Origin of the sequence: Actinoplanes couchii, assembly GCF_016862075.1 — a bacterium.
Classification (GTDB): domain Bacteria; phylum Actinomycetota; class Actinomycetes; order Mycobacteriales; family Micromonosporaceae; genus Actinoplanes; species Actinoplanes couchii.
In genome coordinates this window covers 1-21,109 of sequence record NZ_BOMG01000026.1, presented here as the reverse complement: position 1 = coordinate 21,109, position 21,109 = coordinate 1, and the positions used below count along the sequence as shown (strand labels likewise).

General features: G+C 71.1%; 15 protein-coding genes and 1 pseudogene. 9 read left to right on the top strand and 7 right to left on the bottom strand.

The window, feature by feature from the left end:
- Positions 1 to 7: 7 nt before the first annotated feature.
- Positions 8 to 1,399, bottom strand: a complete 1,392-nt coding sequence (gene lpdA, locus Aco03nite_RS06885; protein WP_203793923.1) for a dihydrolipoyl dehydrogenase — start codon at positions 1,397 to 1,399, stop codon at positions 8 to 10.
- A 164-nt stretch (positions 1,400 to 1,563) separates the two neighbouring features.
- Here lpdA and Aco03nite_RS06880 point away from each other — a divergent pair, with 164 nt between their 5' ends.
- Positions 1,564 to 1,884 carry a hypothetical protein gene (locus tag Aco03nite_RS06880; RefSeq protein WP_203793922.1) on the top strand — a complete coding sequence of 107 codons (321 nt, stop codon included), beginning with the start codon at positions 1,564 to 1,566 and terminating at the stop codon, positions 1,882 to 1,884.
- Between the two features lie 30 nt (positions 1,885 to 1,914).
- Here the strand turns inward: Aco03nite_RS06880 and Aco03nite_RS06875 are convergent, their stop codons facing one another.
- Entirely contained in the window at positions 1,915 to 3,450 is a 1,536-nt protein-coding gene (locus Aco03nite_RS06875) for a leucyl aminopeptidase (protein ID WP_203793921.1), read from the bottom strand.
- Between the two features lie 120 nt (positions 3,451 to 3,570).
- Between Aco03nite_RS06875 and gcvT the strand changes: the two genes are divergently transcribed.
- Complete coding sequence (gcvT, locus tag Aco03nite_RS06870) at positions 3,571 to 4,665, top strand: glycine cleavage system aminomethyltransferase GcvT (RefSeq protein WP_203793920.1); 1,095 nt, start codon at positions 3,571 to 3,573, stop codon at positions 4,663 to 4,665.
- A gap of 24 nt (positions 4,666 to 4,689) precedes the next feature.
- Here the strand turns inward: gcvT and Aco03nite_RS06865 are convergent, their stop codons facing one another.
- Both Aco03nite_RS06865 and Aco03nite_RS06860 read right to left on the bottom strand, forming a co-directional pair.
- Positions 4,690 to 5,424, bottom strand: a complete 735-nt coding sequence (locus tag Aco03nite_RS06865; RefSeq protein WP_203793919.1) for an adenosylcobinamide-GDP ribazoletransferase — start codon at positions 5,422 to 5,424, stop codon at positions 4,690 to 4,692.
- Positions 5,417 to 7,315: a bifunctional adenosylcobinamide kinase/adenosylcobinamide-phosphate guanylyltransferase gene (locus Aco03nite_RS06860; RefSeq protein ID WP_203793918.1), complete on the bottom strand. Its 1,899-nt coding sequence runs from the start codon at positions 7,313 to 7,315 to the stop codon at positions 5,417 to 5,419. Before Aco03nite_RS06860 ends, Aco03nite_RS06865 begins: the two co-directional genes overlap by 8 nt.
- An 84-nt stretch (positions 7,316 to 7,399) precedes the next feature.
- Between Aco03nite_RS06860 and Aco03nite_RS06855 the strand changes: the two genes are divergently transcribed.
- Together Aco03nite_RS06855 and Aco03nite_RS06850 are read left to right on the top strand one after the other, a co-directional pair.
- On the top strand, positions 7,400 to 7,597 hold the full coding sequence (locus Aco03nite_RS06855) for a hypothetical protein (protein ID WP_203793917.1): 198 nt from the start codon (positions 7,400 to 7,402) through the stop codon (positions 7,595 to 7,597).
- 13 nt (positions 7,598 to 7,610) lie between these two features.
- Positions 7,611 to 8,435 (top strand): site-2 protease family protein, encoded by an 825-nt coding sequence (locus Aco03nite_RS06850; protein ID WP_203793916.1) that lies wholly within the window; start codon positions 7,611 to 7,613, stop codon positions 8,433 to 8,435.
- Between the two features lie 4 nt (positions 8,436 to 8,439).
- Here the strand turns inward: Aco03nite_RS06850 and Aco03nite_RS06845 are convergent, their stop codons facing one another.
- Both Aco03nite_RS06845 and Aco03nite_RS06840 read right to left on the bottom strand, forming a co-directional pair.
- Complete coding sequence (locus Aco03nite_RS06845; RefSeq protein ID WP_203793915.1) at positions 8,440 to 9,438, bottom strand: aldo/keto reductase family protein; 999 nt, start codon at positions 9,436 to 9,438, stop codon at positions 8,440 to 8,442.
- 6 nt (positions 9,439 to 9,444) lie between these two features.
- Positions 9,445 to 14,460 (bottom strand): WG repeat-containing protein, encoded by a 5,016-nt coding sequence (locus Aco03nite_RS06840; RefSeq protein WP_203793914.1) that lies wholly within the window; start codon positions 14,458 to 14,460, stop codon positions 9,445 to 9,447.
- A 1,965-nt stretch (positions 14,461 to 16,425) separates the two neighbouring features.
- Here Aco03nite_RS06840 and Aco03nite_RS06835 point away from each other — a divergent pair.
- The 3 genes and pseudogenes from Aco03nite_RS06835 to Aco03nite_RS06825 all read left to right on the top strand — a co-directional run.
- Positions 16,426 to 17,286 (top strand): ABC transporter permease, encoded by an 861-nt coding sequence (locus tag Aco03nite_RS06835; protein ID WP_203793913.1) that lies wholly within the window; start codon positions 16,426 to 16,428, stop codon positions 17,284 to 17,286.
- On the top strand, positions 17,279 to 18,079 hold the full coding sequence (locus Aco03nite_RS06830) for an ABC transporter permease (protein ID WP_203793912.1): 801 nt from the start codon (positions 17,279 to 17,281) through the stop codon (positions 18,077 to 18,079). Before Aco03nite_RS06835 ends, Aco03nite_RS06830 begins: the two co-directional genes overlap by 8 nt.
- 32 nt (positions 18,080 to 18,111) lie before the next feature.
- A pseudogene (locus tag Aco03nite_RS06825) lies at positions 18,112 to 19,026 on the top strand (ABC transporter ATP-binding protein); the annotation flags it as partial.
- Between the two features lie 19 nt (positions 19,027 to 19,045).
- Here the strand turns inward: Aco03nite_RS06825 and Aco03nite_RS06820 are convergent.
- Entirely contained in the window at positions 19,046 to 19,603 is a 558-nt protein-coding gene (locus Aco03nite_RS06820; protein WP_203793910.1) for a helix-turn-helix domain-containing protein, read from the bottom strand.
- 68 nt (positions 19,604 to 19,671) lie between these two features.
- Between Aco03nite_RS06820 and Aco03nite_RS06815 the strand changes: the two genes are divergently transcribed.
- Entirely contained in the window at positions 19,672 to 20,625 is a 954-nt protein-coding gene (locus Aco03nite_RS06815) for an AzlC family ABC transporter permease (RefSeq protein ID WP_239144967.1), read from the top strand.
- A complete protein-coding gene (locus Aco03nite_RS06810) occupies positions 20,619 to 20,927 on the top strand; it encodes an AzlD domain-containing protein (protein ID WP_203793909.1) in 309 nt (102 codons plus the stop codon). The genes Aco03nite_RS06815 and Aco03nite_RS06810 overlap by 7 nt, the downstream gene beginning before the upstream one ends.
- The last annotated feature ends 182 nt before the right edge of the window (positions 20,928 to 21,109 follow it).

The window sequence follows — 21,109 nt, the reverse complement described above, 5'->3', positions numbered from 1 at the left end:
ATCGAAATCAGCTGTGCGCGTGCAGCGGTTTGCCCGCGAGCGCGAGGAAGGCCTCGCCCAGCGCCTCGTTCTGCGTCGGGTGGGCGTGTACGAGCTGGGCGACCTCCTCGGGGAAGGCCTCCCAGTTGGTGATCAGCTGGGCTTCGCCGACGAGTTCGCCGACCCGCGCGCCGACCATGTGGACGCCGACGACCGGGCCGTCCTCGACCCGGACGAGCTTGATGAAGCCCGCGGTCTTGAGGATCTGGCTCTTGCCGTTGCCGCCCAGGTTGTAGTTGTACGTCGAGACCTTGTCGGCCCCGTACTTCTCCTTGGCCTTGGCCTCGGTGATGCCGACCGACGCGACCTCGGGGTCGGAGTAGGTGACCCGCGGGATGCCCGCCTCGTCGATGACCGCCGGGTTCTTGCCGGCGATCTCCTCGGCCACGAAGATGCCCTGCTGGAAGCCGCGGTGCGCGAGCTGCAGGCCGGGCACGATGTCGCCGACGGCGTAGATGTTGCCGACGCCGGTGTGCAGGCGCTCGTTGACGATCACGAAGCCCCGGTCGAGGGTGATGCCCTGCTCCTCGAAGCCCAGGTTCGCGGTGGTCGGGCCACGGCCGACCGCGACCAGCAGGACCTCGGCCTCCAGGGTCTCGCCGCCCTGGATGGTCACCTTGACGCCGTTCTCGGTCTTCTCGACCTTCTCGAACGGCTTGCCGACCTTGAAGTTGATCTTGCGCTTGCGGAAGGCGCGCTCGACCTGCTTCGAGATCTCCTCGTCCTCCGCCGCGACCAGGCGGGGCAGGGCCTCGATGATGGTCACGTCGGCGCCGAACGACTTCCACACGCTGGCGAATTCGACGCCGATCACGCCGCCGCCCAGCACGATCGCCGACTGCGGCACCCGGTCCAGCTTCAGGGCGTGCTCACTGGCCAGCACCCGCACGCCGTCGACCTCCAGGCCGGGCAGCGAACGGGAGTAGGAACCGGTGCCGAGGATGACGTTGCGCCCGGTGTAGCGCTTGCCGTCGACCTCGACGGTGTCCTTGCTGACGAGCTTGCCCGCGCCCTGGACGATGGTGATGTTCTTGTTGTGACCGAGCAGGCCGGTCAGGCCCTTGAAGAGGCGCCCGACGACACCGTCCTTATAGGCGTTCACGCCGGCCATGTCGATCCCGACCAGATCGGCCTTGACACCGAACTGCTCGCTCTCGCGGGTCTGGTCCGCGATCTCCGCCGCGTGCAGCAGCGCCTTCGTCGGGATACAGCCGCGGTGCAGGCAGGTGCCGCCGAGTTCGGCCTTGTCGATCAGCGCCACCTTGAGATCGAACTGGGCGGCACGCAGAGCGGCCGCATAGCCACCACTACCTGCGCCGAGAATGACGATGTCGAAGGTTCCGCCGTTGGGCTGGCTCACGTTGACTCCAGTGGTCGCATCGTCTCCGGTGTGGGTCACACAATGGAAACGGTCACAGTCCCGTCGTTGACATCTTGTCACTTCCCGACCCGGTCAATGCAGCCAGGTGCCCCACGACACGTCGGTCCGACGTACCCTTGCGGGATCGAACGTGAGGAGGCACGGTGGCTTGGTTTCGACGGCGTCCCCGGACCGCCGGGCCCGGCGGCAAGCAGGTCAACCAGGCCGATCTTGAGCATCTTACGCAATTCTTCCGCTCCCGTCGGGGAGTCGAGGCGTTCATCGAGCCGCAGACGACAGTGACCGAGACCACCCTGTTGCTTGTGGCACACGACGGTGAATGGACCCGGCGCCGGATCGGCTCGCCCGACGTCGCGTGGAAGTTCGCGCACCAGCTCAGCATGCCGACGTACGACATCAAGCTGCTCGGATACCCCCAGCGGATGCGGGACTACAACGAGCGGCAGAAGCGCCGCCCGGCCTGAGACCGGGCGGCGTCCTGAGAAAGATGAAGATCAGGCCAGGTCGTCGATCACTGCCAGCAGGGTGCGGACCGGAACACCGGTGCCGCCCTTCGTCCAGTAACCGGTGGCCTCACCGGTGTGGTAGGCGGGACCGGCGATGTCGATGTGCGCCCACTCGACCCCCTCGGTCACGAACTCGCGCAGGAAGACCCCGCCCTGCAGCATGTGCCCGGCCCGGTCCAGGTTCGCGTTCGTCTGGCAGATGTCGGCGATCTCCGACTCCATGCCCTTGCGCACGTCGTCCGGCAGCGGCATCCGCCAGGCCGGCTCGCCGACCGCGGTGCCGGCCGTCTCGACCAGCGCGGTCGCCTCGTCCGAGCCCATCAGCCCGGCGATCCGCTTGCCGAGCGAGATCACCTGCCCGCCGGTCAGCGTCGACGTCTCGAACAGGTAGTCGGTGCCGTCCGCGCAGGCCCGCGCCATCGCGTCGCCCAGCACCATCCGGCCCTCGGCGTCGGTGTTGAACACCTCGACCCGCTTGCCGTTGAACATGGTGATCACGTCGCCCGGCCGGTACGCCGATCCGGACGGCATGTTCTCCGCGATCGCCAGGTAACCGGAGACCGCCACGGCCGGCTTGAGCGCCGCGACCGCGAGCATGGCCGCCGCCACCGACGCCGCACCGGCCATGTCGGACTTCATCTCCCACATGCCGGCGGCGGGCTTGATGCTCACGCCACCGGTGTCGAAGGTGATGCCCTTGCCGACCAGCGCCACCCGCTTCGGGCTCTCCACCCCGGACGGCGTGTAGGTCAGCCTGACCAGGCGCGGCGGGGCCTCGGAGCCCTGGCCGACCGCCACGATACCTCCATAGCCACCGGCCTTGAGCTGGTCGAAGTCGAGGACCTCGACCTCCAGGCCGGCCTCGGTCGCGGCCGCCGCCACCTGGTCGGCGAGGTCGGCCGGGCGCAGCGCGTTCGGCGGGGTGTTCACCCAGTCCCGGCTCTGCCGGACCGCGCGGGCCACGATCGCGGCCCGCTCCAGCTCGGCCAGCGCGGTCTCGTCGGCGGCGTCCGGCACGTGCAGGCGCAGCTCGGCGACCGGCTCCCGGCGGCCCTTGGCCGGCTTCGACTTGTAACCGGCGAACCGGTACCCGCCGAGCAGCGCGCCCTCCAGGGTGGCCCGCAGGACCGGAGCGGCGTCCGAGTCGTCCGGCACCGGCAGCGCCAGCACCACGGTGGAGCTGCCGGCCAGCGCGCGGACCGCGGCGCCGGCGCCCCGGCGCAGCGTCTCCAGCTCGGGGGCCGGGCCGGTCGGCTCGGTGCCCAGGCCGACCGCGACCAGCAGCGGCGCGGAGATGGTGCCGAGGGTGGCCAGCTTGGTGACCTCGCCGGCCGCGCCGGTCGCGCCGAGCAGAGCCAGCGTCGCGGTCAGCTTGCCGTCGAAGGCCGCGGCGATGCTCTCGGCCCCGGCGGCCGGTAGCAGGGTGCCGTCCTCGTCGGGCTGGCTGTGCAAGCCGATGACGATGGCATCGACCGCGGATTCGGCCGGGTCGGTGTCGACCAGGCTGAGGGTGGGCTGGGTCACTCGGACTCTCCGGGACGTCGGGGCCGGGAGCACGCCTGTGGGCGCGTTCCCGGCTATCGGGAAGCATGTGTTGTCTCCGCGACTCTAAACCCGCCCAAGGTCACCGGTAAGTTGAGTCTCATGTCTGCCGAGCTTCTCCAGTCTCCTTTGCACGACCGTCACGTCGCCCTCGGCGCCAAGTTCGCCTCCTTCGGAGGCTGGGACATGCCTCTGGAGTACGCGGGTGGAGGAGTCCTGAAGGAACACGCCGCGGTCCGTGAATCGGCCGGCGTGTTCGACGTGTCGCACCTCGGCAAGGCCCGGGTCCGTGGGGCCGGCGCGGCCGCCTTCGTGAACTCCTGCCTCACCAACGACCTGGGCCGCATCGAGCCCGGCAAGGCGCAGTACACGCTCTGCTGCGACGAGTCCGGCGGTGTCGTCGACGACCTGATCGCCTACCTGTACGGCGACGACCACGTCTTCCTGATCCCGAACGCCGCGAACACCGCCGAGGTGGTCCGCCGCCTGGTGGAGGCCGCCCCGGCCGGTGTCGATGTCACTGACGAGCACCGCGGGCACGCCGTGCTGGCCGTCCAGGGCCCGCAGTCGGCCGAGATCCTCGGGAAACTCGGCCTCCCGGTGTCACACGGCTACATGTCGTTCGAGACCGGTGTGCTGGGCGGCACCGAGCTGATCGTCTGCCGGACCGGGTACACCGGCGAGCACGGCTACGAGCTGGTCGTCCCGTGGGACAGCGCGCCCGCGGTGTGGGACGCGATCATCGCGGCCGGGGTCCGCCCGTGCGGCCTGGGCGCCCGGGACACGCTGCGCACCGAGATGGGCTACCCGCTGCACGGCCAGGAGCTCACCCTCGACATCAGCCCGGTGCAGGCCCGCTCCGGCTGGGCGGTGGGCTGGGGCAAGCCGGAGTTCTGGGGCCGCACGGCTCTCCAGGCCGAGAAGACCGCCGGTCCGCGCCGGTCACTGCGGGGCCTGGAGCTGACCGGTCGCGGCATCCCCCGGGGACACATGAGTGTGTACGTGGGGGAGCAGCTCGTCGGCGAGACCACCAGCGGCACCTTCTCGCCCACGAAGAAGATCGGCATCGCCCTCGCCCTGATCGACACCGCCCCGGGCCTGGCCGACGGCGCCCTGGTGGAGATCGACATCCGTGGCCGCCGGATCGAGGCGCGCCTGGTCAAGCCGCCGTTCGTCACCCCGTCCGTCCGCGGCTGAGCCGGCGCCGGTGGGTCGTGGCTCTCAGCCGAGGGTCACGACCACCAGCGTGATCGTCACGGCCAGCTCGACACACGCGCCGAGCACGTCGCCGGTGACGCCGCCGAGACGCCGTACCGCATGACGCAGGAGAAGGACCACCGCGAACCCGGCGGCGACGACGGCGACCGGCCCCTGCCAGGGACGGTCCGGGACCGCGGCAGCCCCCAGGAGCGCCGTGGACGCCGCGCCGAGCGTCAGTGCCCACAGCGGCACCGTGGACGCCACCAGAGCGCCCAGGCCCTCCGGACGGGCCGCGGGGACACCCCGGCGGCAGGCGACGGTGATCGCCAGCCGGCCGGCCGCCCAGGCCGTCACGATCGCCCACGGGCCGGCGGACGCGACCGCGGCGGTCTGGACCAGGACAGTCGCGGCCAGGGCCACCACCCCGAACGGTCCGATGTCCGGCTTTTTCATGATCTCCAGGGCGGCCGGGCCGGAGCGGTACGAGCCGAGCGCGTCGACCGTGTCGGCCAGCCCGTCCAGGTGCAGCCCGCGGGTCAGCAGCGCGCCCGCCGCGACCGTCACCCCGGCCGCCACCAGCACCGGCGAGCCCAGCGCCCGTAGCCCCTCGTGCAGCCCGGCCAGCACCAGCCCGAGCAGCGCCCCGACGGCCGGCGCCACCGCCATCGCCACCGCCGCGGCGGACCGGTCCACCCGGCCCGCCCGCAGCGGCAGCACGGTCAGCGTGGTGACCGCCAACCGGATCCCGTCAAGCACCCGGCTCGCGGTAGTTCAGCGCGTTGAACGCCGACGTGTTGAAGTCCAGGTCCGGACCCTCGTCGTCGACGTCCTCGGGCGCCGCGGGGGAGGAGTCCAGGCCGTCGTCGCCGACCTCGCCGAGCAGCGCCGGATGCACCGGCGCCGCCGAGGCCAGACTGATCGCGGTCCGCAGCAGCGGCAGTACCGCCAGCGCGTTCGCGCCCTCACCCAGATCAAGACCGGTTTCCAGTACGGGGGTGAGCCCCAGCACGTCCGCGCCCTGCTTGACCAGGGCGAGCGTGCCCGCCTCGGGAAGCAGGCACCAGTGCCGGGTCTGGCTGGCCAGATCCCGCGCGACCAGTCCGGCGGCGAGCCCCAGCGGGCCGTCCACCAGCACCGGCATCCGCCGGGCGGCGGCGCCCAGCAGCAGGCCGGTGGCGACCGCCACGTCCAGGCCGCCGATCTGGCGCAGGATGTCGGTGGCGCCGCGCGGCTCCTGCCGGATCCGGTGCAGGGCGTCCCGGATCGCGGCACAGCGCGTCATCCAGGCGGAGTCGTCGAACCGGGCGCCCGGGACCAGCACCCGCGGCAGTGTCGCCACCGGCTCCGAACCGGTGGTGGCGGCCAGCACCGCGGTCGCGGCGGCCTCCACCCCGGCGCCGATCCCGGCGAGCACGATCACGTCCCGGCCAGCGTCGGCCGCCGCGTCGGCGAGCTTCCAGCCGTCCCGCAGCGCCGTCTCCACCGCCGCCTCGTCGGTGACCGGGCCGTGCTCCATCGCGCCGACCGGCGCGGTCCGCAGCACCGAGACGTCCGCACCGGCCTGCGCGGCCAGCCGGCCCAGCAGGCCCTCGCCCCGCTCGGCCTCGGCGATCCGGCGGTCCACATCGGCCGTGTCCGTCCCGGCGACCGCGCCACCGGCCCGGCTGCCGGCGATCACCACCAGGCGTACGGCGGACCAGGCTCTCGGGGTGGTGGTGTTCTGGGTCGCGGCGGCGAACTCGATCGCCTCGCTCAGCGCGCCCAGCCCACCACCCGGCAGGTCCAGGCCGGCCAGGCGCTCGCGGGCGTCCGGGCCGGCGTCACTGCTCGGCAGCGGCAGGTCCATGCCCGGTTTGATCTCGGTGAGCCCGGACGCCACCAGCGGCAGCATCATCGTGGACTCGCTCAGGGCGGCGCTGGGTGGCGGCTCGGGCGCGGTGACCGGGACGACCACAGTGGCCGGCTCGAACTCCTCCACCACCGGCTCCACCGGCGGCTGGGCGGGCGGCGGCGGGGGAGCGGGAGCAGTCGGCGTCGCCATCGCGATCGGCCGGGACATGACGACGGTCGGTTCCTCGGGAGGCGTGACCGAGAAAGGTGCCGCGGAGCCCTTCAGCCACGTCGGCTGGCCGGCCACCACCAGGGCCACCGCGTCACAGGCCGACGCCAGCTCCTGGTTGGTGGTGCCCAGCGCGTCGGCGAACGCCCGCCCGACCGGCGTGAGCGGCACCAGCGACAGCCCCACCTCCGGGCTGACGATCACGACACGCGCGGCCGTCCCCCGTACCGCAGCGGCAAGGTTCTTGACGTCCGCCTCGTCGTCGTTGGGCTGGCGAGCCGGATCGAGGACGCCCGCCACCCAGCCGCCCATGTCGTCGACGAGCAGCGTCTCGTCGCCACCCGCGGACAGCAGCAGCTCGGTCAGCAGGACGGGATCACCGCTGACCTCCTCGGTCGACCACGACTGTGGCCGCCGACGTTGATGGGCCTCGATCCGTGACTGCCACTCGGGATCGTCCTCGCCGCCGGCCGCGGTAGCCACATATCGCACCGACGGCGCGCCGGCCACCAGGGACTCGGCGAACCCGGATTTGCCGGAGCGGATACCACCGAGCACCAGAACCGTGTTCCACCGATCTTCGGACATGCCCCGTACCTTAGAGCCGGGTCGCACGGGTGGAAGCCGTAGGGTGGAAGCCCAACGAGGTATGTGACGTGAGGGGGCGGCTCTATGCCGTGGAGTTGGCGCTACGAAGACGTCGATGGCAAGCCGGTCGAAGGCCCTGCCGAGACGTTTCCCAGCCAAGCGGACGCCGAGTCGTGGATCGGGCAGGAGTGGCGGCAGTTGCAGACCTCCGGGGTCGGCACGGTCACCCTGGTCGAGGACGACCGGGTGGACTACCAGATGAGCCTCCAGCCGGCCGAGTGATCGGGCTGACGACGTGACCTACGAACCGGTTTACACCCGTACCCCGCGCAACGCCTTCGTGCCGAGCCCGGTCTTCATCGGCATCGTCGCGGTCTTCGTGGTCAGCGGCGTCATGACGTGGACCGGGTTCGGCAACGTCGGCCTGGACGTCTTCCTGTTCGTCATCTCCGGCTGGTTGATCTCCCTCTGTCTGCACGAGTACGCGCACGCCGTCCTCGGTTACTTCTCCGGTGACCTGACCGTCGCCGACCGGGGCTACCTGCGGCTCAACCCGCTGAAGTACACGCATCCCCTGCTGTCGATCGTGCTGCCGGTGGTGGTGGTGATCCTCGGCGGCATCGGCCTGCCCGGCGGTGCCGTCTGGATCGACCACCGCTACGTGCAGAGCAAGGTGAAGGACTCGCTGATCAGCGCGGCCGGTCCGCTCACCAATGTGGTGCTGGCGATCGTCGTGGCGATCCCGTTCCTGATCGGTCTGGCCCCGGAGCTCGGCCAGGACGTGAGCGGGCGCTACGTCGTCGACGAAGGTGACCACATCGCCTTCTGGGCCGCCCTCGGCCTGCTCGTCTTCCTGCAGATCAGCGCGAGCATCCTGAACTTCCTGCCGCTGCCCGGCCTGGACGGCGGCGGCATCATCCACCCCTGGCTGAGCCCGGCCTACCAGCGCGCCTGGAACCTGATCGCCCCGTGGGGCTTCCTGGTGCTGTTCCTGCTGCTCTGGCAGACCGAGGTCGGCTCCTACTTCTTCACCGCCGTGGACTTCCTGGCCGGGATCCTCGGCGTCGACTGGCAGTTCTACGCCAGCGGCTTCCAGCTGATGCGCTTCTGGGAGAGCTAGGCCGTCACGGACGCTTGGCCGGGCTGGAGGTGAGCGACGGGTCGCGGGTCACCACCGGATCCACGATCTCGTCGATCCCCTTCAGCAGGCCCTCGTCCAGTTTCACCCCGGCCGCCTTCACGTTGTCGCGCACCTGCTCCGGCCGGGACGCGCCGATGATCGCCGCCGCGACGTTCGGGTTCTGCAGCACCCACGCCAGCGCCAGCTGCGCCGTCGTCAGCCCGGCCTCGGCGGCCAGCGGCTCCAGCCGGGCCACCGCGGTCAGCACGTCGTCGCCCATCCAACGGGCGATGAATCCGGCGCCCGACTTGTCGTCGGTGGCCCGCGAACCGGCCGGCGGCCGCTCACCGGCCTTGTACTTCCCGGTCAGCACCCCCTGCGCCAGCGGCGACCAGACGATCTGACCCAGGCCCAGCTCCAGCGACGCCGGCACCACCTCGGCCTCGATCACCCGCCACAGCATCGAGTACTGCGGCTGGTTCGACACCAGGCGGATCCGCAGCTCGTCGGCGAGCGGCCGGGCGGCCCGGATCTGCCCGGCGGTCCACTCCGACACGCCGATGTAGTGGGCCTTGCCCTGGCGTACCACGTCGGCGAAGGCCTCCATGGTCTCCTCCAGCGGCGTGAAATGGTCGAAGCGGTGCGCCTGGTAGAGATCCACGTAATCGGTGCCGAGCCGGCGCAGCGAACCGTCGATCGACTCCAGGATGTGCTTACGGGACAGGCCGCTCTCGTTCGGCCCCGGACCCGTACGCCAGAAGACCTTGGTGAAGATCTCCACCCCGGACCGGCGCTCACCCTTCAGCGCCCGGCCCAGCACCTCCTCGGCCCGGGTGGCGGCGTAGACGTCGGCGGTGTCGAACGTGGTTATGCCGCACTCGAGGGCCGCCCGCACACACGCGAGGGCGGCCTCCTCCTCCACCTGCGAACCGTGGGTGATCCAGTTGCCGTAGGCGATCTCACTGACCAGTAGGCCGGAACGGCCCAGATGACGAAACTCCATGGTTCTTTATAGAACCGGGCGCTCCTCGTCCGGCAGGGCCTCCACCGCGGAATCCCGGTCCTTGTGCACCACGTCCACCAGCGGCTCGCCCTTGCGGTCCAGCGCGCCCCACGACCCGGCCGGATCCCGCACCAGGAACGCCGACGGATGGATCACCACGGCGGCGTGCACCGGCGGGACCACCAGCTTCCCGGTCCGGTCCAGCACCCCGAACCGGTCCCCGGCGTCCACCACGGCCAGGCCCTCGTCGGAGAACCCGTCCACCGGGCCGCCGATGTGCAGCACCGTCAGGAACCGCTGGAACGCCGGCGGCACCGCGATCCGCCCGGTCCGGTCCACCGCGCCCCAGACACCACCCTGCCGGACCGCGGCGAGACCACTGCGGAACGGGCGGGCGTCCTCGAACCCGGCCGGCGGCACGATCAGCCGGTTGTCCCGGTCGATCGCGAACCAGCCGCTGTCGTCGCGCCGCACCCAGGCCAGACCCTCCGCGAACGGGCCCGCCTCCAGGTAGCCGTGCGCCGACACGATCACCAGTTCACCGGTGGTGTCGATCAGTTCCCAGGCCGGCGAGTCCGGGCGGCGCGCCCACGCCACCCCCTCGGCGAACGGCTGCGCCTCCGCGAACCTCGGCTCCACGGCGGCGGCGTACCCCCAGAGGCCCGGTCCGGCACTCTCGTCACCCTCGTCGAAGATCCGCATCGGCGCCTTCGGAAGATCCAGGACCTCGTCGCGGGTACGCGGATAGGGGCCCCAGCCGTCGGTGCTCCGCCGGCTGATCTCGTCCAGGGCCAGTTCGACCCGCTCCACCCGCTCCGGATCCTCAGCGTGCCGGACGTCCAGCGCCCGCTCGAAGTGATTCACCGCCTCCAGGAAGCGCCCCTGATCGAAAACGGACCGCCCGGCCAGTTCGGCGATCTCCGACCGCACCACCGACGGCAACTCCACCGACTCGGCCCGCGCATAGAGCCGGTCCGCCTCGTCGAACTCGCCCCGCCAGTGCAGCACGTGCGCCAGCCGAGCCTGGGCGATCGCGACGGTCCGGAAGTCCCCGCCGGACTCCGCGTGCCGCAGCCCTTCCCGCCCGTCGGCGAGCGCCTCGTCCAGCTCCCCGAGAACCCGCGAGACCACGGCGCGCAGACTCAGCAGCCCCGCCCGGACGTTGTCCCGCTCCGCGAACTCCAGCCGATCGGACAGCCGATCCGCGAGATCCGCCAGCCGCTCCACGTCATCCACGGTCTCCCGCAGAGTCCCCGGATCGAACACCCACGAGTAGGCGGCCAGTATCCGCTCCGGATCAGCCCGCCGCCGATCCGCCGGAGCCGTCACCCCACGCCGCTGCCGAACCGGTTCCCGCCGCCCGGGGCCGGCCTTCTGCTCCGCTCCCGCCGCGACCTCGGTCTCTTGCTCCGCTCCCGCCGCGGTCTCGGTCTCTTGCTCCGCTCCCGCCGCGGTCTCGGTCTCTTGCTCGGCTCCCGCCGCGGTCTCGGTCTCTTGCTCGGCTCCCGCCGCGGTCTCGGTCTCTTGCTCCGCTCCTGGCGCGGTCTTGGTTTCTTGCTCGGCTCCCGGTGCGGTCTCTTTCTCCGCTTCCTGGACAGCTTCCGGCGGGGTTTGTTTCTCCACTTCCAGCTTCGCGGCCGGCGCGATCTCCTGCCGCGCCTCCTGCAGTGCCTCCGGTCGCGCCTCCTGCCGCGCCTCCGGTCGCGCTTCTTGCCGCGCCTCAGGCAAGACCTCCCGCGAGGCGGCCCCGGCACCGGTCTCCACCGCGCCACCGGAGAGCTCTTCCCCAGCCGTCACCCCTTGCGCCGGTACGGCCGGAGCCCCGCCTTCCTGAGCCCCCGCCTCCCCGACACCGACGCCCGCCGAGCCCACACTTCCGTCAACGTCCGCGACACGCCCGCCGTCACCAGCCCCCGAGACCTCCGGTCCGCTGGCAGCCAGCCCAGAGCCGTCCGGCCCAGCGTCCCCCAGTTCGGCGACATCATGCGCGGACTCATCAGGTCCGCTTTCGCCCAGCCCAGAAGCACCCGGCCCAGAGCCGTCCGTCTCGGCATCGTCCCGCCGATCCGGACCCACCGTGCCGCTTCCGGCCTCGACAGCCCCCTCGGCCCCGGCTGTTTCCTCGGCCCCGACGGTTCCGTCAGCCTCGGCCGATTCCTCGGCCCCGGCCACATCGTCGATGTCGTCCTGGTCCAGGTCGTCCCCGTCGCCGAGCACACTCTTACCGAGCGCACCGTCGCTGGGTTCACCGTCGCCGGGCTCACTCTCGCGGGGTGCATCCTCGCCGAGCGCTTCCTCGCCGAGCGCATTCTCGCTGGGTTCGCTCTTGCCGAGCGCACCGTCGCCGGGCTCACTCTCGCGGGGTGCATCCTCGCCGAGCGCTTCCTCGCCGAGCGCATTCTCGCTGGGTTCGCCCTCGCCGAGCGAACTCTTGCCGGGCTCGCTCTCGCCGGACTGATCCTTGCGGGATTCGCCCGTGCCGGGCTCATCGTCTACGGGCGGAGCGGGAGTCTCGGTCTCGCCGTGCCCACCGAAGGTCTGCCAGTCAGCCCAGGCCTTACCCCAGTCAGCCTCGGACAGACCGCCCAGATCCCCGTTCCCGCCGAAGTTCTGCCAATCAGCCCAAGCCGCAGACCAGACAGCCTCGGAAAGCCCACCGGTATCGAGCCCACCGTCGCCGTCCCCCGCTCGGCCATCGGCGCCGTCCTCAGCACCACCCGGAACACCACTCGTCAGACGGCTCGGGGCATCGCTCTCCACACCGGCAGGGACATCACTTTCCGAACCAGCAGGGACATCGCCAGCGGTGCCAGTGTCGCTATCACCACTGGCATCACCCACGGTCGCAACCTTGGCGCCGGGCCCATCCGCAGCCGCAAGGTCGATTCCCCCGAGAGCACGAGCAATGTCGACGTCCGAGGAACCGCCCGCCACGATGTCGACGTCCGGGGAACCGTCCGCCACGATGTCGACGTCCGAAGAGGCACCCACCACACGGTTCGCCGAAGAATCTGCGGATTCGCCGATCTCCGGAACATCCGGCTCGCCCACCACGGGGTTCGCCGAGAAACCTGCTGAGTCTCCGCTCCCCGAAACCTCCACGGAGGCCCCGCCCAGCAAGGATGCCCGCGATTCAGAGTCAGCTTGATGATCGGATCCCTCGATCCGATCAACAGCCGTCACATCATTGGTGAGGTCGACATTCCCCGTCGCAACAATGTCCTTCGCGGCGGCAAGGCCGCTGATCCCACCAGAGACCTGCTGTTCCGACCCCGGCGAACCGTAGTCACCAACCTCGTGGCCCTCGGTCCGGTCCTCGACCCCATGGCCCTCGACCTGACTGTCGCCCTCGTGGGTGTTGATGTCTTGGCCGTCGACCTGTTCCGGCGAATCGAGCGCGTCCGCTTCCTGGCCACTCCGAGCTGAGAGTTCCTCTACGTCGAGGGCACTTTCCGTCGCGAATTCGTTGTCCGTCGCGAAATCGTTGTCCGTCGCGAGGGAGTGGTCCCTCGTGGAGTCGGTGTCAGTCGCGGACGTGTTGCTCGTCGCGACGGCGTCGTCTGGCTCCAGGTCGGTGTCGTCTGATCCGGTCAACGTCCGGACTACCGCGATCGGCTCGTACGGAACCTGCTCCGGCTCCACCTCGCCCATCGCCACGACGGGCTGCGCCACACCAGCCGGGTCGTCCTCAGCTCCCGGCTCGATATGAACAGAATCGGACACATCCTGCGCCGGCCCAGAACCTGTATGCGGCAAGGAGGAACCGGCATGCGGAAGGGAGGAACCGGCGTGCGGGAGGGAGGAACCGGCGTGCGGCAGACCGAAACCGGCGTGCGGAAGCTCGGATCCGGCTAGCGGGAGCTCAGCCTTGTTGACCGACAGGTTGTTGTCGGCTTGCGGCAGTTCTCCTTCAGCGGGCACCGCTTCAGTCCGCGCGCTACCCACCTCGGACGGGGTAGCGGCCGCATCGTCGTTGATGTCCGTTCGGCTCTCGTCTGCAACGTCCTGGCTCGCGATGCCATCGCTGGCAATGCCTTGACCCGCGATGCCATCGCTGGCAATGCCTTGACCCGCGATCCCATTGCTGGCAATGCCTTGACCCGCGATGCCTTGGCCTGCGACATCCTGGCTCGCGATGCCATGGCCGGCAATGCCATCGCCCGCGATGCCCCGGCCAGCAGCATCCTGGCCATCAACATCTTTGGCCGGTGTGTTGTGGCTGGTGGGGGCGTGGGTCTGGGTGTGTTGGGTTTCTGATTCCTGGGCTGGGGTGTCGTCGTCCGTGGAGGGGTCCTCCTCCGCGGGCGGGGCGAACCAACCCAGGGGACGGGGCGGCTCGGTTTCGGGAACTGCCTCGGTGACGGGGGCTGGGTCCTCCTCGATCACCGGGGTTGAACCGCCGTGGCCGCTTTGTGACAGCAGCCAGCCGAGGCCGTGACCTGCGGACTGGACTTCCGGCTCGGCTAGGGGTGTTCCCTCGGCGCTGGTTGAACCGACGCCCACTCCCGGTGTGCCGACCGTGCCGGAGGCGTCTGGCTGGTCGGGGACTGCGGCGCTGACATCGGTTCGGTCGTTCGTGGGCGTGGTTCGGTCGTTCGTGCCGGCGGCGGCGTGATCTGCGGGGGGAGGGCCGAGTCGGCGTGGGTCTATGGCTCGGGTTCGGTCCTCGTCGCGGGTGCGGGATCCCTGCGTGTTGCGTCGTAGCCCGAACGGGCGGGTCGGGTCTTCCGGATCGGAAGCGATGCCGGGGCGGCCGGCCGGCGTCGCGCCGTGGCCGAGTCGGCGTGGGTCGAGTGGGCGGGTCGGCTCCTGCTCTTCCTCGTTTTCCCGCTGCTGGTTCGGGGTCTGCGGGTATGCCGTTCCACCACCGGGAACGGTCCCGGCGGAACCGGCCCCGGCGCGCTGGTCCGGCCCGGTGGCACCGGCATACGGGTCCGGGCCGACGGAATCGGCGCCGGCATATGGGTCCAGGCCGGCAGGCGTGGAACCCGGTGCCGTTCCCGCGGTCGGGCGAAGGTCCATGCTCGGCGCCGTGTGCGGATGGGCAGCGGCGATGCCGGAGACCGGTGCGGCCTCGGGCGTCGCATACGCCGACGGTCCCGCAACGCCGGAACCCGGCGCCCCAGTCTGGGCAACGCCAGATACCGGCATTCCTCCGGGGGTAACGCCAGATGTCGGCGCGCCTCCCGGTGCGGCGGCGGACCGGTCCATACCGGACTGCGGCCCGGCGTGACCAGGGAAGCCCTGGCCAGGCGCGGGGTGTCCCGGAGTGGCCAGGTCCGCCTGGGGAACGAATCCCGGGGGAGTAGCCGGAACATGTGGGGCCGCGACGCCGGAAACGGGTGCGGCACCGCCTGCCGACACCGGCCTGGGGCCGCCCGGTCCTTGGGCGATGCCGGAGACCGGAGCGACACCAGACATTCCGTGGGTCACGCCAGAGACGGGCGCGACACCGGGAGTTCCGTAAGCGACACCGGAAACCGGAGCGGCACCAGCCGTGCCGTGGGCGACGCCGGAGACAGGTGCCACGCCGGCCACGCCGGAGACAGGTGCCACGCCGGCCACGCCGGAGACCGGGGCCACGCCGGGGGCTCCGTGGCCCGGGGTGGGCTGGCCGGCGACCGGTGGGTAGACCGCTGCCGGTGGCATGACCGGCTTCTGTGGTGTCACCCGGGTCGGTTGTGCGGCCGGGCGGGCGGGTGCGGGCGAGTTCCGGTCCTGCGGTGCCGGGCGCAGATCGAACGGCGAATCCGGGGTACGGCCCTCGCGCGGTCCACGCCCTGGGAACGCCTCGGTGGGGGTCGGACGGGCGGCACCATAGGCCGGACTGGCCGGCGAGATCTGCCCCGGCGTCGGGCGACCTTGCCGGTCCGAATAAGGGCGACCCTGCTGGTCCGGATGCGGACGGCCCTGTTGATCCGGATGCGGGCGACCCTGCTGGTCCGGGTAGGGGCGACCCTGCTGGTCGAGATGAGGACGGCCCTGTTGATCCGAATACGGGCGTCCGTACTGGTCCTGGCCGGGGCGATCCTGCGCGGGACGGTCCTGGCCGGGCCGCCGGTACTGGTCGGCTCCGGGCTGTCCGTACTGGTCCGGTCCAGGACGGCCCGGGTAGCCGGGGTTCTGGTCGGGCCGTCCGGGCGGATAACCGCCCGAAGCAGCAGGCGCCACAGGCCCGTCGAAGCGGCCGGGCGGAACCGGCCCACGCTGATCCCGGCGATCCGCCCCACCAGGAACGGACCCCCCGGGACCAGGCCCACCGTGCGAACCCGGATGCACCGGGCCCCCGTAAGAACCCGGCCCCCCACGACCAGGCGCGCCATAAGACCCCGGAGCACCGGGACCACCAGGACTGCCCGGAGCACCGGGACCACGCCGGTCCGGGTTGCCGACCGGTCGCTGTGGCAGTGGCGGCCGCCCCGAAGGATCAGGTGCGGGCCCACCGGCATGCGGCGGCCGCCCACCAGAGGCACGCGGGTCAGCAGCCGGCGGCGGATAACCCGGCTGCCCGTAAACGGCCCGCTGGTCATGCATATGAGCCGGCCGGTTCCAGGACGGTTCATCCCGAGGAGTCCGCGACTGATTCTGATCGCCCGCCCATCCAGGAGCAGGCGAGGACGGCGGAGGAGTGGGCACCGAAGCGCGCCCGGCCGGACTGACCGGCGCCGAACTGGCCGGCGCGGAACCACCCCGGGAGGCCTCGTAAACCGGCGTGTGCACAGCTTTACGGCGCCCGGGATCCCCGGGATAGCGCTGACCGGGAAGCGGCTCCCACTCCCAGGTGATCTCGTAGACCCAGGCGGGTTCGTCGTCCCAGCTGTCGCCCGGCCGGGAGCCCCATCCGTTCATCGGGCGCCCCGGCCCACGGATTGGCAACGCTCCGTCACGGCGAACTCCACCTGTCAAGAAAAATGGGCCACATCCGGCGGGAGAGCCACGTAGAGTCTCCCGGCTCCGACGCGGGGTTTCGGAAAGGAGATTAACGGCGTGGACCAGCGAGACGCCAGCGTGCCGACGATCTCTCGATTAGGTCCGTTCCGCGCCTCCGTTGCTACTTTCGGTGCACTGATCGGGTCAGGTTTCCGGCGGTACGCCACCTACCGGCAAGCCACCTTAGCCGGAACGTTCACCAACGTGGTGTTCGGCTTCCTGCGCTGCTACGTGCTGCTGGCGGTGGCGGAGGGCGCGGCGGGCAACATGCCGGCCGGTTACGACGCGGAGCAGCTGGCGACGTACGTCTGGGCCGGTCAGGGTCTACTCAGTGTCATCGGCATCTGGGGCTGGACGGAGCTGGCCGATCGGATCCGCACCGGTGACATCGCCGCCGACCTGTTACGTCCGATCGGCCCGGTGACCGCCTTTCTGGCCGCCGACCTGGGCCGGGCTCTGCACGGCATGCTGACCAGGTTCGCCGCGCCGCTGCTGGCCGGGGCGATCTTCTTCCCCCTGCACACTCCGGCACGCTGGCAGACGGTCCCGTTGTTCGCTGTCTCGATCGCGCTCGCGGTGATCATCTGTTTCGGCTGTAAATATCTGGTGAACGCCACCGCCTACTGGCTGCAGGACGCCCGCGGCCCGATCATGTTGTGGACGCTCGGCTCCGGGGTGCTGGGCGGCCTCTACTTCCCGTTGCGCCTGCTCCCGGACGGTTTCGTGACCGCGTTGTGGCTGGGCACCCCGTTGCCGAGTCTGTTGCAGACACCGCTGGACGTGATCGCCGAGCGGGACGGCCCGGTGACGCAGATCGCCCTGGTGGCGCTGCAACTGCTGTGGGCGGTCACGATGCTGCTGCTGGCCGGCCTGGTGCAGCGACGGGCGGAGCGCCGCCTGGTGGTGCAGGGTGGCTGAGTTCCGAGCCTATGTCGCTCTGGGCACCGCGCAGATCCGGTCGGCGGCCTCGTACCGGGCGTCGTTCCTGGTGGAGTTGTTCGGCAATGTCGGCGCCACGGTGTTCGACGTACTCACCGTGCTGGTGCTGTTCCGGGCCACCCCGGCTGTGGGCGGTTTCACTCTGCGCGAGGCGATCCTGATCGTCGGCATCAGCTCGGCCGGGTTCGCGCTGGCCGACATGCTGGTCGGGAACGTGGACAAGCTGAAGACGTACGTGCGCACCGGCACCCTGGACGCGGTGCTGGTCCGGCCGTTGCCCGCGCTGCCGCAGCTGCTGTTGATGGATCTGCCGGTCCGCAAGGCGCTGCGGGTGGTGTTCGGGTTCGTGGTGCTGGGCCTGGCGGTCGCCGCCAACGACGTCGCGTGGACCCCGGCGCGGGTGCTGCTGATCGCCCTCGCACCACTGATGGCAGGCGTGTTCTTCAGCGCGATCTTCGTGACGAGCGCGAGCCTGGCGTTCTGGTGGGTGGATTCCGGCGAGATCGGGTCGGCGTTCACCTACGGCGGGCGGGACTTCACCTCGTACCCGATCTCGGTCTACGGCAGTTGGTTCCGCAACCTTTTCGCGTACGCCATGGGCTTCGGTTTTGTCGCCTATCAACCGGCTCTGACGCTGCTCGGCCGGGACGATCCGCTCGGTCTGCCGTCCTGGACCGGTTTCCTCTCGCCGCTGGTCGCGCTGGTCGCGGCCGTGATCGCCGGGGTCGTCTGGCGGTCCGGCATCCGTCACTACCGGAGCACTGGCTCATGATTCAGATGCAAGACCTCAAGAAAGATTTCGTCGTACGCGTGAAAGCCGGCCGTCTCCGGCGGAAAAAACGCGTCGTGGCGGCGGTCGACGGGGTGAGTCTCAGCATCGGCCGCGGGGAGATGGTCGGCTACATCGGCCCGAACGGCGCCGGCAAGTCGACCACCCTGAAGATGCTGACCGGGGTGCTGACGCCCAGCTCCGGGACGGTGTCGGTGTGCGGGCTGACCCCGGTCCCGCAGCGGACGAAGCTGGCGCTGCGGATCGGCGTGGTCTTCGGCCAGCGCTCGCAGCTGTGGTGGGATCTGCCGCTGCGGGAGTCGTTCGCGCTGCTGCGGCACGTCTACCGGGTGCCGCCGGCCGAGCACGCCGCCCGTCTGGAACGGTGCCGGGAACTGCTGGATCTGGACGAGTTCATGGAAACTCCGGTCCGTCAGCTGTCGCTGGGGCAGCGGATGCGCGGCGAGCTGACCGCGGCCCTGCTGCACGGCCCGGAGGTGCTGTTCCTGGACGAGCCGACGATCGGCCTGGACGTGGTCAGCAAACAGGCGGTCCGGTCGTTCCTGGCCGAACTGGGCGCGGCCGGCGACGTCACCCTGGTGCTGACCACGCACGATCTGGCCGACATCGAACGTCTCTGCGAGCGCCTGGTGGTGATCGACCACGGCCGGGTGGTGCACGACGGCAGCATCGAGGCGCTGCACGCCCGCTACGGTTCGCGCCGCAGTCTGGTGGCCGATCTGGCGGCGCCGCTGCCGGACGGCTTCACCCTGCCCGGCGCCACCCTCGCCGCGGTGACCGCTAATGGTCATCGGGTGACGTTCACTCTGGACTCGTCGACGGCCGGCGCGGCGGTGGCCGGTCTGGTGGCCGCGGTCCCGGTCCGCGACCTGTCCGTGGTCGAGCCGGACATCGAGGACGTGGTCTCCCGCCTCTACAGCGAGCGCTAGCAGCGCCCCGCGACGAGCGTCAGCGGTGCTCCATCACCAGCACGGCCCAGGAGCCAGGATCAAGAGCCTCATAACTGTGCGGTACGTCACCAGGGAAGGTCACGTAGTCGCCCGGCCCCACCTCGACCAGCTCGTCGATCGGCCCGATCCGGATCCGCCCGGCCGACACCACGACGTGTTCGACGCTGCCCGGGATGTGCGGATCGGCGTGCCGGAGCGCGCCCGGCTCCAGTTCGAGCACGTAGACGTCCCGCCGGGTGCCCGGGATCCCCGCGGTCAGCAGGGTGCCGTAGAAGTCCGCACCCTCGGACCGCACCCGCGGGCTGCTGCCGGCCCGGACCACCCGCACCGGTGACGGCGGCGGCTCGACCAGCCGGCTGAACGGGATGCCGAGCGCCACTCCGAGCGCCCACAGCGTCTCGATGCTCGGGTTGCCGCTGCCCGACTCCAGTTGGGAGAGCGTCGACTTGGCCAGTCCGGCCCGGCGGGCCAATTCGGTCAGGGAGATGCCGGCCCGGTCCCGTTCCCGGCGCAGGGCGGCGGCGATGACGGCCAGCGGCGGTGCCGGCTGCTGCATGTGTTCGCTCCATCGGTCCATTACGTTCGGTTTGACGAACGCTGGGTTGTCGTTCAGCATGTCGAACTATGGGGACGTTATATCGAACGCGGGCTCAACGGCGAGACATCGGTGCCCTGGGCGCCGCGACGCTCGCGGTCGGCGCCTCCTTCGGTGCCATCACCATCGCGTACGGGCTGCCGGTCTGGGTTCCGGTGGTGATGTCCGTCCTGGTGTTCGCGGGCGGTTCCCAGTTCCTTGCGGTCGGCCTGTTCGCGGCCGGCAACCCGGTCGCCGCCGTCCTGGCCGGCCTGCTGTTGAACGCCCGGCACCTGCCGTTCGGCCTGGCCGTGGCCGACACCATCGGCCCCCGCTGGCGGGACCGGCTGATCGGCAGCCACCTGATGACCGACGAGACCGTCGCGTTCGCCCTGGCCGAGGACACTCCGGCCGCCCGCCGCCGGGTCTACTGGCTGGTCGGCGCCACCATCTTCGTCTCCTGGAACACCGGCGTGGTCCTGGGCGTCCTGCTCGGCGGCGCCACCGGAGACCCCGACGCGCTGGGCTTGGACGCGGCCTTCCCGGCGGGCCTGATCGCCCTGATCCTGCCGTCGTTGCGAGACCGGGACACCCGTCTGGTGGCCCTGACCGGGGCAGCCGTGGCAGTGCTCCTGACCCCGGTCCTGCCCGTCGGCCTCCCGGTGATGTCCGCCCTCCTGGGCCTGTTCGTCCTGTTCCGCCCCAACCGCCGAAGTCCCGCCGCCCAAGGCCCCGACCGCCAAGGCCCCGGCGACCGAGGCCCCGCCGACCGAGTTCCCAACCGCCAAAGCCCCGGCGATCGAGGTCCCGACCGCCAAGGCCCCGGAGACCGAGGCCCCGGCGACCGAAGTCCCAACCACCGAAGCCCCGGAGACCGAAGCCTCGACAACCGAAGCCCCGACCGTCGAAGTCCCGGAAGCCAGAGTCTTGGAAGTCGAAATCCCGATCGTGATCCCGCGACCGATTCTGATTCCGCTTCCGCCGCTGAGGAGAACCGATGCTGATCGCCGCGATCCTGACCCTGGCGGCCGGCACCTACGCCATCCGGCTCAGCGGAGTCCTGCTGCGCGACCGCCTGGAACTCTCCGACACCCTGCAGCGAGTCCTGCCGATGTCCGCGGCCGCCCTGCTGGCAGCCCTGGCCGCCACCGCGGCCCTGACCGCCGGAAGCGAGTTCGCCGGCCTGGCCCGCCCCACCGGAGTCCTGGTCGGCGCCCTGCTCGCCTGGCGCCGGGCCCCCTTCGTGGTGGTGGTCCTGGCCGCCGCCGCGACAACAGCCCTGCTGCGCCTGGCCGGCTTGCCGTAACGAAAATCCGCCCGGCCGCCCGGCTGTAACGAAGGCCGCCCCGGCCCCGGCCCCGGCCCCGGCCCCGGCCCCGGTCCCGGTCCCGATCCCGGCCCCGGTCCCGGTCCCGGTCCCGGCCCCGGCCCCGGCCCCGGCCCCGGCCCCGGCCCCGGTCCCGGTCCCGGTCCCGGTCCCGGTCCCGG